The 12,332-nt window shown below is 61.5% G+C and carries 11 protein-coding genes and 1 pseudogene; 9 read left to right on the forward strand and 3 right to left on the reverse strand.

Features of this window, described 5'->3' with window-relative positions:
- Positions 1 to 40: 40 nt before the first annotated feature.
- From BV106_RS08830 to BV106_RS08840, 3 genes are all read right to left on the reverse strand, one after another.
- Positions 41 to 616 (reverse strand): hypothetical protein, encoded by a 576-nt coding sequence (locus BV106_RS08830; protein ID WP_038163551.1) that lies wholly within the window; start codon positions 614 to 616, stop codon positions 41 to 43.
- 95 nt (positions 617 to 711) lie between these two features.
- On the reverse strand, positions 712 to 2,040 hold the full coding sequence (locus tag BV106_RS08835; RefSeq protein WP_038163553.1) for a dipeptidase: 1,329 nt from the start codon (positions 2,038 to 2,040) through the stop codon (positions 712 to 714).
- 38 nt (positions 2,041 to 2,078) lie between these two features.
- Positions 2,079 to 2,726 (reverse strand): site-2 protease family protein, encoded by a 648-nt coding sequence (locus BV106_RS08840; protein ID WP_081891616.1) that lies wholly within the window; start codon positions 2,724 to 2,726, stop codon positions 2,079 to 2,081.
- A gap of 370 nt (positions 2,727 to 3,096) precedes the next feature.
- On the opposite strand from BV106_RS08840, the pseudogene msrB reads away from it, so the two are divergent.
- From msrB to BV106_RS08885, 9 genes and pseudogenes are all read left to right on the forward strand, one after another.
- Positions 3,097 to 3,588 (forward strand): annotated as a pseudogene (gene msrB / locus BV106_RS08845) (peptide-methionine (R)-S-oxide reductase MsrB); the annotation flags it as partial.
- Positions 3,589 to 4,092: 504 nt separating this feature from the next.
- A complete protein-coding gene (locus BV106_RS08850) occupies positions 4,093 to 5,397 on the forward strand; it encodes a lysophospholipid acyltransferase family protein (protein WP_265595467.1) in 1,305 nt (434 codons plus the stop codon).
- On the forward strand, positions 5,394 to 6,293 hold the full coding sequence (locus BV106_RS08855; protein ID WP_051945457.1) for a phosphatase PAP2 family protein: 900 nt from the start codon (positions 5,394 to 5,396) through the stop codon (positions 6,291 to 6,293). Before BV106_RS08850 ends, BV106_RS08855 begins: the two co-directional genes overlap by 4 nt.
- Entirely contained in the window at positions 6,235 to 8,787 is a 2,553-nt protein-coding gene (locus BV106_RS08860; protein ID WP_265595468.1) for a PEP/pyruvate-binding domain-containing protein, read from the forward strand. The genes BV106_RS08855 and BV106_RS08860 overlap by 59 nt, the downstream gene beginning before the upstream one ends.
- A gap of 57 nt (positions 8,788 to 8,844) precedes the next feature.
- Positions 8,845 to 9,177, forward strand: coding sequence for a DUF4339 domain-containing protein (locus tag BV106_RS08865; protein WP_038163563.1), 333 nt, complete (start codon positions 8,845 to 8,847; stop codon positions 9,175 to 9,177).
- Between the two features lie 99 nt (positions 9,178 to 9,276).
- Positions 9,277 to 10,146, forward strand: coding sequence for an RDD family protein (locus tag BV106_RS08870; RefSeq protein WP_038163565.1), 870 nt, complete (start codon positions 9,277 to 9,279; stop codon positions 10,144 to 10,146).
- A 44-nt stretch (positions 10,147 to 10,190) separates the two neighbouring features.
- Positions 10,191 to 10,844, forward strand: coding sequence for a hypothetical protein (locus tag BV106_RS08875; RefSeq protein ID WP_038163567.1), 654 nt, complete (start codon positions 10,191 to 10,193; stop codon positions 10,842 to 10,844).
- Positions 10,845 to 10,852: 8 nt separating this feature from the next.
- Positions 10,853 to 11,947: a hypothetical protein gene (locus BV106_RS08880; RefSeq protein ID WP_265595469.1), complete on the forward strand. Its 1,095-nt coding sequence runs from the start codon at positions 10,853 to 10,855 to the stop codon at positions 11,945 to 11,947.
- A 45-nt stretch (positions 11,948 to 11,992) separates the two neighbouring features.
- Positions 11,993 to 12,304, forward strand: a complete 312-nt coding sequence (locus tag BV106_RS08885) for a hypothetical protein (protein WP_038163569.1) — start codon at positions 11,993 to 11,995, stop codon at positions 12,302 to 12,304.
- Positions 12,305 to 12,332: the final 28 nt, after the last annotated feature.

Below are 12,332 nucleotides of genomic sequence, written 5' to 3' on the forward strand. Positions count from 1 at the left end.
TTTTTTGTGACTGAGTTTCGGGAAAGTACTGCGTCGAGGACTACTTCTTCTTCACGGAGGAGAACACGCGGGCCACGGGGTCGAACACGCAGGTGAAGTCCTCTACCTCGAACCGCTTCCCATTGAGCGTGCCTTTGCCGCTCAGCGCCAGGAAGGCCTGGGGGCCGTCCTTGCTCCAGCCCACGCAGCGCAGGTAGCTGCGGTCCAGAATGGTGTCCTTGATCTCCTTGCCGCCCTCGATCTGGGCGGCCAGGCGCTGCACAGCGAAGTCGAAGTCGAACTCCTTCACTTCCTTGTAAGTGAGCCCGGTGGAGCGCTTGAAGAGACGCACGTTTGTCCCCAGGCTGCTGCCGCCATCGGTGACGAAGAGCCAGCGGTCGTCGGAGGAGAAATCCACCTTCAGCGCGCCAAGGCCGACGATGTCAGCCACCTTGGCACCAGTGCCGCCGTGAGCCCAGGAGACGAAGAGTTCGCCACCGTCGCTGGTGGATCGGGCCACCCACACCAGATCTTTGGTGGAGGACTTGCCGTCGACCGTGCCAGCCTGAGCCTGGACGGGCAGGAGGGCGGAAAAAACCGCAGCGGCGGCCATCGCGAGAAGGGAGAGTGTTTTCATGATGCAGTCAGAATGGAGGTGAAGAGGGGGGACAATCTCTGATTGTGCCTTTCAGGGCTTCTGTGACAAAAAACCTGCGCTGGTCTCCTCCTTGGTCACTTGGCCAGTTCCCGCAGGAGATGTTGGTTCAGGCGGATGCCCGCCTCGAAGTTTGCCACCGGGTAGTTTTCGTTCGGTGCATGAGCCTGGCAGTCAGGCAGCGCCAGACCCAGCAGGAGGGTGTCCACACCCAGCACATCACGGAAAGCCTGCACGATCGGGATGCTGCCGCCTTCGCGAATCAGGGCGGGTTTGCCTCCAAAGGTGGCTTCGAGGGCGTTCTGCGCCGCTTGGCCGAAGGGAGAGTAGGGATCCATCAGATAAGGCTGTCCAGTATGGCCCAGTTCGATCTCCACTTTCACTCCGGGTGCAACTTGCTTGCGGAGATGCGCTTCCACTTTGGCGAGGATGTCGTCCGGGTCCTGATCGGGGACGAGGCGGAAGCTGAACTTGGCAAATGCAGAGCGCGGAATCACCGTTTTGGAGCCCTCACCCTGATAGCCGCCGCCGATGCCGTTCACCTCGGCGGTGGGGCGGGCCCAGCGACGTTCCATGTCCGTGTATCCCGCTTCGCCAAAGAGCTGGGGCACTCCTGTGAGCCTTTGCGTCTCTGCCGCGGGATCGCCCAGCTTGGCCCACGCGTCGCGCTCCCAATCGGCTAGGGGGCGCACCGCGTCGTAGAAGCCGTCCACGGTCACTTTCCCCTCGGGATCGTGAAAGGTCGACAGCAGTCTCGCCAATGCCATGTTGGGATTGTTCACTGATCCGCCAAAGAGGCCGGAGTGGAGGTCGATGCCAGGACCGCGCACAGTCACTTCCACGCAGGCGATGCCGCGCAAGCCATAGGTGAAAGTGCCTTTGCCCTCACCCACCATACCGGTGTCGGAAATGGCCACCACGTCGCACTTGAGCAGCTCTTTGTTGGCCAGCAGGAAAGGCTTGAGATTGGGGCTGCCGATCTCTTCTTCACCTTCAATGAGGAACGTGAGGTTCACCGGCAGATCGCCGTGCTCCTTGAGAGCCTGTTCTACACCGCACACGTGGGCCATGAACTGCCCTTTGTTGTCAGCGGATCCGCGGCACATGATGCGGTCGCCTACCAAGGTGGGTTCGAAGGCGGGTGTGAGCCACTCGGCGAGCGGTTCCGCTGGCTGCACATCATAGTGTCCGTAGATGAGCACGGTACGCCGGTCTGGACGATGTTCGTTCTGGGCGATCACCACCGGATGCCCTGGGGTTTCATGGAGGTTGGTGGTCAGTCCGATCCGGCGGAGCTTTTCCACCAACCAGTTGGCGCAGGCGCGGGTGTCGTCACGCCGGGAGGAGTCAGTGGAGACGCTGGGGAACCGCAATACGGTGAAAAGATCTTCGAGGGGAGTGCTCATGGAAAGCTAATGGTGGAAGACGGAAGGGCGGGACGCGATCAGTTGGGGTAGAGCATGCCAGCAGTGCGGTCACCGCGATAGCGCTGGTAGTTTTCGTAGGCCATCATGCCAAGAAAGAGAGTGCTGAAGGTGCTGCCGCGGGAAAGCGCCCAAAGTGCCAACGCAGCGGCTCCGACGATGCCGACGATGTAGGTGACCTTTTCCAGGCGAGGTCCAAGGAAATGGAACAGCACCTTGCCACCGTCCATTGGGTAGATGGGGAAGAGATTGAAGATGCCCCAAATGATGCTGACCCACGCAAACGACCTGAGGAAATCGACGATAAATTGCGCGTCTCCGCTGCTCATTTTGAGGAGCTTCAACGCAAGCACTCCAATGATGATCTGGGGAATCGGGCCCGCCAGGCTGATCTTGATGTGCTGTTGCCTGGTGAATCCGCGATCCGAAATCGCAAGGCCGCCGAAGGCCACCAGCATGATCTGCACCCTGCCGCCGTAGCGGCGTTGCAGGAAGGCGTGCCCCAGTTCGTGAAGGATGATCGAGATCAAAGCCGCCAGCACAAAGGCGAGGAGATACCGGAAATCGCCGGGTGTACTGGCAAAAGGTTTGCCGCTCAAGAACACCGCCGTCACCCAAAACATCCAGTGAATGGCAATCGGGAAGCCAAATAGGGAAAATCGAATCATAGTTGAACCTCAAAAGGATGGCTACGAATGCAACCAGATTGCGGGCACGGGCAACATTCCTTGGGAATATTCCCCGTCTCGTTCGTCTTACAGGGGTAGGGCCGGGGTGCTGAGTGCGGTTTGTTTGAACCGCTGGCTTGCAATCCCGATCAGAACCAGTCCATCCTTTCGTATTCTACTCATGTCCACTGTTCGCCAATACCCCATCGCCGCCGTCCGGGGCAGTGTCCTCGCTCATGCTGCCCGCGCCCTGACCCTGGTTGCCGGCCTTTCCCTCGCCACCATGTCCCAAGCTGAACCTGAGAAAAAGGAAGAACCCAAGTCCGAGGCCGCTGCCAAATCCGACGCTGCCGGCCCCCGGGCCCCTCTTCCCACCAAGGAAGAGCTCAAGCAGAAGCTCACCGCCGTGCAGTACGCCGTCACCCAGCAGAGTGGCACGGAGCGTCCGTTCACGAACGAGTATGACCATCACTTCGAGGAGGGCATCTACGTGGACATCGTCTCCGGAGACCCGCTCTTCTCCTCCAAGGACAAGTTCGACTCCGGCTGCGGCTGGCCTGCATTCACGAAGCCGATCAATGACAAAGAGGTCAAGGAACTCGCAGACAACACCCACGGCATGGTCCGCACCGAGGTCCGTTCCAATCGCGCAGACTCGCACCTGGGCCATGTCTTCAATGACGGTCCCAAGGACAAGGGCGGTCTGCGTTATTGCATCAACTCCGCCTCCCTGCGCTTCATCCCCAAGGCCAAAATGCAGGAGGCCGGCTACGGCGGGCTGCTTCATCTGTTTAACGACGCCAAGCCGAAGACGGAAGCCACGGCGGCAGCTGCCAAGACCGAGGAAGAGAAGAAGAAGTAACGAGTTCTCTCGAGTTTTTTCCCACTGATCAAGGCCCTGTCGTGCTCTCAGCATGATGGGGCTTTTTGTTTATGCCGAAGGCATTTCAGCGCACCGCCAGGGGATGCCTTCGGTATGGTGACTCACCTGTTCGCGGATCCGCCAGGGGATGCCGAAGGCATTGCAGAAGGTAGCCAGGGGTCAGGCGAGTGAAGCGAGCTTGACCCCTGGTTGATCGCAAAATCATTGCATCCTGAAGGGATGCCAGAATGGGTGCAATTGCTGCCACGACAAGCGCATGCCACCACTCTGCCATCCCTTCAGGATGGAGTCCCGTTTTGCCTTTTCCAGGGGCAGGGCTCGTAACACTCGCCCGGCCCCTGGCTACCATCTGGGATGCCTTCGGCATGGAGGTCAGTCAGTGCCGACTTCCGACAATCGAACGGAGAAACTCATTGCCGTGTCACAAACACTGGCATTTTCCGATGCATGTCTTGTCGGGGGAGATCCCCGGCTGCCAACGCCGTGCTTCCATCCCGCTCAATTGACTCCTCTGCGCCGCTGCCTCTGGCAGAGGGCGACCGTATCACCATGCGCCCTGGCTGGCATGCCAGGTTTCACCGGGTGATTTCCTGGCTCTATTTCGATCGCGTCACTGTGACGGGGCGGGAACATCTGCCCGGATCTGAGGAAGGCCCTGTGTTGTTTCTGTGCCTGCACCGGAACGGGGCGGTGGATGCGTTTGTCTATCACGCCCTCCTGGCCCCCACCCGGTTCATGGTATCGGTGCAACTGTGCCGGAGCTGGTTTGGGCGGCTGTTCTTTTCCGGGATCGAAGTGGTGAGGGACAAGGATCGGGCCAAGACGCCGGACGCAGACCGGATCAACCAGCAGGCCATGCAGGAATGCCAGGACCTGCTCGCGCGAGGGGGGCGGCTCACAATTTTCCCAGAAGGCACCAGCACGCTCGGCCCCCGGCACCTTCCCTTCCGGGCGGGGGCTTCACACCTGATCCTGGAGCACCTAAAAGCTGGGCGCAGTGATCTGAAGATCATCCCCCTGGGCATCCACTATGAAGAGCCCAGCCTCTTCCAGCGCCGCGTTGAGGTGGTCATCGGCCCCCCGGTGCCGTTGGATTTCGAGGAGTCAACTTCAGACCGCCGCCGGCTTCTCGCCATCAAGGAACGTACCTCGGCCGCACTGGAGGCCGTTGGCATCAATGTCGCGACGGAGCAGGAACAGGAGGATGTGCAGCGCATTGCCTTCGCCCTCACCCTGGGGACGCAGCATGAGTACTTTGCCATGATGAAGCAGCTGGAGCGCGGCATCCCGACCCCGATGCTGGAAGCCTGGCGTGCCTTTCAGCAGGCAATCCGTGACCGGCAGGCTGCCATGCCCAGCCTTCCGCTGGTGCTGTATCAAGGCATTCCTCTATTCCCCATCAAGCCTGTTCCGGTGTATGTCGCCGCGTTCTTCCTCTTCGGCGCGCTTTGGTTCCCAGGGTTGTGGCTCAATCTTCCGCCATTGCTGGTGGGTTGGCTGGCCGCCCGGAAAATGGCGGACGATCTCAATGTGGTCAGTCTGTGGAAGATCATGGTGGGCGTGCCCGCCTTCCTGCTTTGGGGTGCCCTGGTGGTGCTGATCGCCCTGCTCAGCGGGCATCCTGGCGCAGCCGTGTTCTACCTGCTGGCCACGCTCGTTTCTCAGCAGCTCACGCATCGTTTTCAGAAGGTTGCCACCGCCGTCAACAATGCCCTCCGTCATCCAGAACTCCGACGCAAGGCCCTCGCGTTTCACCAACAATTGATCCAGGAGCTTGACCGCCCATGACCCGGCTGGATACCTGGAAGATTCTTCCGCATGAAATCGCCTTCGCGCTGTTCTGGATTTCTGGAACGGTGCGACTGGTGCTGGGGCACGGGTGGGGCGGTGATGCCGTGCTCTTCTCCAGTCTGTTGCTGGTCAGTGGAGCGCTGATCCTGCTGTCACTCCGGCTGCCGCACCGGCGGTGGACCATGTGCCTGCGGCTCCTTTACTTCCCCCTGGCGATCAATCTGACCTATGCGGCCATCCGCACGGCCGTGCCTGCCATGACAACCCGTCGCTGGGACCTGGCTTTGCAAAAGTGCGATGAAACACTCCTGGGTGGGCACCCCTCCCTCTGGCTCCAGTCCTGGGTGAACCCCTGGACTACGGAGATCCTCAGTTTTTGCTACCTCACTTTCTTCGCGGGACTGTTGCTGAGCTGGATCCATTATTATCGTCGGGATCTCGGTCTCGCCCGACTTTTCACGGCGGGTTTCTTCACCGTCTATGGGCTGGGATTTTTAGGTTATACCCTCGTTCCTGCTGCGGGGCCGCACCTGGATGCCGCTTTTGCCGCCCGCTACACCGTGCCCCTGGATGGCTGGGTATTCACCAAGTGGAACGCCGCCCTCGTGGAGGCGGGGAGCAACCGGGTGGATGTCTTTCCCAGCCTGCACACCGCGGTCACCGCCTTCCTCCTGGGGTTTGACCGCCGCTTTGCCCCCGGTCGATTCCGCCTCTGGCTGCTGCCCACCATCGGCCTGTGGCTCTCCACCATCTACCTGCGCTACCACTATGTGACGGATGTGGTGGCCGGGTTTGCCCTGGCTGGTTTCGCCCTCTGGCTGACCCGATACCTTCATGCCCCCCTCGCCCAACCGCCATCCCTACGCCGCCATGAGCCTGCTGCTTCCCTTTGATGACCCACGCGCCACCCGGGTGGACCTCTGCGGGGGTAAAGGAGCCAACCTTGCCCTGCTCACGCAGAACGGGTTCCCGGTGCCCGCAGGCATGGTGGTCACCACCAGTGCCTACCAGGAGTTCGTCTCCGGACTGGGGGATATCCTCGCTCTTGCCACGGACCTCTCTGCGGAAGATCCGGTGCGCCTCCAGCAGGGCAGCGCTCAGTTGAGAGAGGAGCTGGCCCGCGCGCCGTTGGCAGAGTCCGTCGTGGCGCAGGTGCGCGAGGCCCTGGCCGCCCGCCCGGAGGGTCAGGCTTACTCGGTGCGTTCTTCTTCCAATCTCGAGGATCTGGCCAGCGCCGCCTTCGCCGGCCAGCACGATACCTTCCTCAACGTGATCGGCCCAGACGAAGTGCTGACGAAGGTCAAGGCTTGTTTCCTCTCCCTCTGGCATGATCGAGCCATTGCCTACCGGCGGGAGCATGGCTTTGACCACACCCTCGCCAGCATGGCGGTCGTGATCCAGGAGATGGTGCCCTGCGATGTCGCCGGTGTGGCCTTCAGCATCAACCCCGTGAACGGGGATCTGGGCACCATGGTGGTGGATGCCAACTACGGCCTGGGGGAGTCGGTCGTGAGCGGGGAGGCGGAGGTGGACCATTTTGAACTCGACAAGGCCACGGGCGCAGTGAAATCCCGCACCGTGGCCACCAAGTCTCATATGGTGGTTTCCTCAGACCAGGGCACCGAAGACCGGCCCGTGGACGAGGCGGCGGCGTGCTGTGCCTGCTTGAGTGACGGGCAACTGGCGGAGCTGGCGACACTCCTGGGCCGTGTGGAGCGCCACTACCGTTTTCCGCAAGACATCGAGTGGGGGCTGGTGGGGGACACGTTGCATCTTCTGCAGTCCCGGCCCATCACCACCATCCCGCCCAAGTGGACCCGGGATGAATCGGCTGAACGCTTCCCCAAGGTGATCACGCCGCTGACCTGGGACTTTGTCGAGGCTGGTTTCCATGAATCGCTGCACTATTCCTTCCGGCTCATGGACTACCCAGCCTTTCGCGGGAAGTGGTTCGCCAGCTTTGGCCACTACATTTACGGCAACCAGAACGCCGTGCGCCTCTATGCGGGCCGGGCTCCGTTCCACTTCACCACTTTGGAGGATCTGCTGGGACAGATGCCCCGGCTCCGGGAGGAGTACCGCTGGGTGCAGGAGCTGCCCGTGACTTGGATGCGGGATCTGGATGGCTATCTCATCCGCCTGGGCGTGTTCTCCATGGTGCCGCTCCAAGAGATGAACGAGACTGCTTTGTGGGCGCATGTGAAGGAGGTGGTGGCGCATGGTGCGCAGTATTTCCGGCCTAACATCGCCATCTCCATCACCCAGTCGGTCCTCTGCCGTCTGCTGTTGAAGTTGCTGGCCTTTGTGGTGGGGGAGCAGGATGCTCGCCCCGTGTTCGATGCGCTGATGTCCTGGTGCGAGACCAAAACGGGTCAGATCAACCGGGAGCTTTTCGAGCTGGCGCATCGTGCCCAGCAGAAGCCGGCGCTGGCCATCCTGCTGAAGGAGGTTCCCTCACGTGAGATCGTTGAGGACCATCTGCTGGCACCGTTCGAGGAATTCGCCGCCCAGTTTGAGCGGTTTCTGGAGAACCACGGGCATCGAGAGATCGACTTCGATGCCTACCAGCCACCGTGGCGTGAGGCCCCCTGGGTGGTGTTGGACAACCTCAAGATCATCCTCGCCTCGCCGATGCACGCCGCACCGGTGAAAAAAGAGCGGGAGATCAAGATGGCGGCGCAGCAGGCGGAGTTTCGCCTGTTCAGCAAGCTGCCTGCGGAAGCGCACTACTTCTTTTCCGAGATCCTCCGGCTGGCACGGGCTTACACGAGCCTGGATGATCTGGAGCACTACCAGACCACCCGGCTCAACCAGCCATTGCGCATGGGCTTGAGAGCGCTGGGGGAGCGGCTTGTCGCCCGCGGCGTATTGGAAGAGCCCATGGACATTTTCTATGCCCACGAGGCGCAGATCGACACCGCCGTCAGCGCCAGCTGTGGAACCGCCTGGCGGCTCCTGGGTGAGCAGGTGCGCACCCAGAAGGCCGCCTGTCTGGCGGATGCCGCCCGGGAACCGGAGTGGAATTTGGGAGAATCAACCCCCGAGCCGGTGGAAGAATCTGGTGACATGACGGGATTGGCGGGCAGTCCGGGCGAGTCCGAAGGGGAGGTCTTCCGGGTGTTGTCGGCGGATGACTTTGCCAAGTTCCCCAAGGGGGCCGTGCTCGTGGCCCACACCACCAGCCCGACCTGGACCCCACTTTTTTATCTGGCCAGTGCGGTCATCACGTCCAGCGGCGGCCCGCTGTCTCACGGAGCGGTCACCGCCCGCGAAATGGGCATTCCCGCGGTGATGGCGGTGCGGGAATGTCTCTCGCGGCTTTCCAACGGGCAGCGGGTGCGGGTGGATGGCTCCCGAGGTCGCGTCAGACTGGTGCAGGAAACTTGATCATCAGGCACCCAAGTCTTGCAATCCCGGAAGGGGCGGGTCAGTATCCCTTCCGGCATGAACTGGTATTACTCAGTCGAGGGTCACGCGCTGGGGCCCGTAAACGAGGAGGCGCTTGAAAAGCTCGCCCGTGAAGGGGCGCTGGTGAAGGACACCCTGGTCTGGCAGCCGGAGCTCGAGGAATGGGCTCCACTGCAGAAGGTGCACCCTGACTTGCTTGAGCGGGTGCGCCTGGTGCAGGAAAAGCCGGCTCCGCTGACGAAGGCCACCGCTCCGCTCCCCTTGCCCCCGCCGCCTTCTCATGCGGCCTCCAACGGGGGCGCTCCAGGCGATTCTCACAAAGAAAAGCCGGGGCTCTTTGGGCGGCTTTTCGGTCGTGAGAGGAATTGAGGTTGAGGCAGGTTTTTTGCTTTTCTCCACGGCTTCTCTCAGCGAGGGTGCAGCCGCACGTCACGCTTTTCCCCAACCTAAGACAGACCCTCCCGACACATGAACTGGTTCTACTCTGAAAACGGACAACAAAAGGGCCCAATCTCCGACATGGAGCTGACCACGCTGGTTCGCGGCGGGACCATTCCGGTCAACACGCTGGTCTGGAGGGAAGGTCTGCCAGACTGGCAGCCGCTCTCCCAAGTGCGGCCTGACCTCACCCAGGTAAGCGCGACAACGCCGACTCTCGGTGGCGTGCCGGTGTATGACAAGGGGCTCCTCCTCCAGCAGATGCGTGAAGGGGTGGTCACGGAGGCCACCCATCCGGGTGCGATTCAGTATGTGGGATTCTGGTGGCGCTTCCTGGCCTTCTTCATTGATTACATCGTCCTCAGCGTGGCGGGGTGTCTGATCATCATGCCTTTTGCCTTCGGGTTGGGGCTCATGGCTGGTGCTAGCGGTGGAGACGCAGCTGGCGCTGCCATCGGGGTGCAACTCGTAGGTCAGCTCGTGTTGAATGCCATTCAGCTGGTCATCTGGGGTGGTTACTTTACGTGGATGAACGGCAAATACGGCGCCACGCTGGGCAAGCTGGCTCTGGGGTTCAAGGTAATCAATGCGGATGGCACCAAGACCTCCTATCTCCGTGCACTCGGTCGTTTTGCCGCAGAGTACATCTTGAACGGGATCATTCTGACAGTCGTCGCCCTGGTCCTGGTGGGACTGGTCATGGCCCTGGGCTTTGGCGGCTTCCGCTCGCTCATGGAAAGCAACCGGGACGCCTTCGCCGGAGGCATCGCATTTGGCATGCTGGGCTCCATGGTGGTGGGTTTCCTGCTGGGTTCCTTCCCTTGGTGGATGGCGGCATTTGATCCCGAGAAGCGTGCGCTGCATGACCGCATCAGCGCGACCCGCGTGGTGCGCAAGTAGGACCGCCGAATTCCCCGATCCCTAAAAAACCACCCGGCGAGATCATGGCCACCCTCCGCTGCACCAGTTGCGGCTACGCCATCCCTCAAGAAGCCTTCAAGGGGCGTGAGAGCGCCCCTTGCCCGCTCTGTGGGCGCGTGTCCCAGGCTTGGGTGCTTCCAGCTCTTGCCGTGGGTGCAGGGGATTCTTTGGCCGCCTCCCGGCCACCATCACTCCCGGACGATCCTCCTGGACCGGGCGACAACGTTTGTTTCTACAATCCTGAGCGGCGGGCCACGACGTCCTGCAGTCATTGCGGGGTCTTTATTTCTGATGCCTGGGCGGCTCAGTGGGGAGGGGAGACGGTCTGCTTCAAGTGTCTGGATAATCTCCGGCTCAAGCGGCAGGACTCCCGCTTCCAGTCACGGCGGGTGCTGTGGGACAACATTGCCCTCATGACGGCCCTCTCGCCCTTTCTCCTCTGCATCCCGCTCCTCTTGCTGGGGCCAGTCGGTGTGCCGTTCATTGTTCTGTGCGCCATGGCCAGCCTCATCACAGCCCCCACCGGGCTGGGGCTGTCCATCTTTGCCTGGGGCAAGCCTCGCAGCCTGGTGCCCCGGGGCCGGGGCCGGGTGGTGTGGGCCGCACTGTTGAGCCTCATCCAATGCGCGATCTGGGTCGCGCTATTCATCGGGGTGGTGTCCAAAAACTTTGGTTGAAGCGGCCGATGAAACAGTCATTCGACGATTACAAATATCTGGCTGGTGGCACCGGTGGCAAGGGCAGCCTCTGGCAAGGGCCTGACCATCTGCTCGTGGTCGAGGGACGAGGCTTCCTGCTTCCCTTCAGCGAGGTGTACCGCCGCGTGGACTATGACAAGATCCAGGCGCTCTCTCTGGTCGCTACCAAAACCTACATCTGGGCTTCCGTGGGGATGGGGCTCGCCGCGATCTTCTTCCTGGGGATGGCTTTTCTGGCCCGTGATGAAGAGCCCTTTTTGCCGATTTCACTGCTCATCCCGGGAGTGATGCTGACGGTCCTGCTGTTGATCAACCTGTTTCGGGGTTCTACCTGTCGCTGCTCACTGCAAACGGCCGTGCAGGTCCTGCGGTTGAAGTCCCTGGTCCGTGTGCATAAGGCGGAGCAGGTCATGGCTCTGCTGGATGATCTCTGCCGCCGGCAGCAGGCTGGCTTGGCGCATGCTCCGGCCGCCTCAACCCGTCCGGGAGTGGAAGGGGTGGGGGCGCTGCCTCTGGCACCCGAGCTTCCCGGTGCTGCCATACCCGGTGGCAAGCCGCCCTGGCAGGGTAGCAACTGGACTTTCTTCACCGGGCTCCTGATGCTCTTGTGGGGGGCGGCATTGGCGGCGGAGTTGTTTGTGTCCGGGGTGGCTCTCACCATTTCCAGTGTGGTCCTGGGGACTGCGGTTGTCGTTCTGGGGATCATTGCCCTCGTCCACGCCTCCCGCTACCGGACTCCTGTCACTTTGCTGGTGTGTCTCTGGGGGAATCTGGCGACGGATCTGCTGGCAGGATTGGGCATGTACATCCTGGCGGTGGCAGCGGTCATGCATCAGGGCATGAGCAATCCCGAGAAGTTGTTCGGCAACAAAGCCATGGGCAACGAGCACATCATCAGCTCCCTGGCCAACTACTCAATGGAGCAGTGTGAGCCCTGGGGCTGGGCCCTTGTCGTGTTGGGGGGCTTGATCCTGATTCTCGGCCTGAGTATTGTCGTTTACGGTGGGCGGGGTCGCCGCCTCGCTTCGGAAGAGGTCAAGGCCTCACCTCCTCTTCCTCCGCCACTGGACCCCGTTTCATAAGAGTCTGGCCGGTTTGCCGGGCTTATTTCCCAACCCCTCGTTTCCGTGTCCAACGCCATCTGTCTCAATCACCCTCTCCGGGAAGCAGCGGCCCGTTGCACCTCCTGTGGGAACACCTTCTGCCGTGAATGCATCACGGATCTGGACGGGCGCATGGTGTGTGTGGCCTGTCACCGGCAGAAGACCAGCGTCAAGGACAAGCCCAAGCGGGACTGGTTCCTGGTGACGGCAGGCCTGCAGGCGGTGGTGGGGATCGCGGTTCTCTGGTTCACCACCTGGGCTGTGGGGCGTATCCTGCTGAACATCCCTGCCGAGGTGCATGAGGGCACCATCTGGATGAAATTCTCCGGCATGTAGCCGGATAGCCACCGAACTTTCCCGAGCT

Origin of the sequence: Verrucomicrobium sp. BvORR106, assembly GCF_000739655.1 — a bacterium.
Classification (GTDB): domain Bacteria; phylum Verrucomicrobiota; class Verrucomicrobiia; order Verrucomicrobiales; family Verrucomicrobiaceae; genus Verrucomicrobium.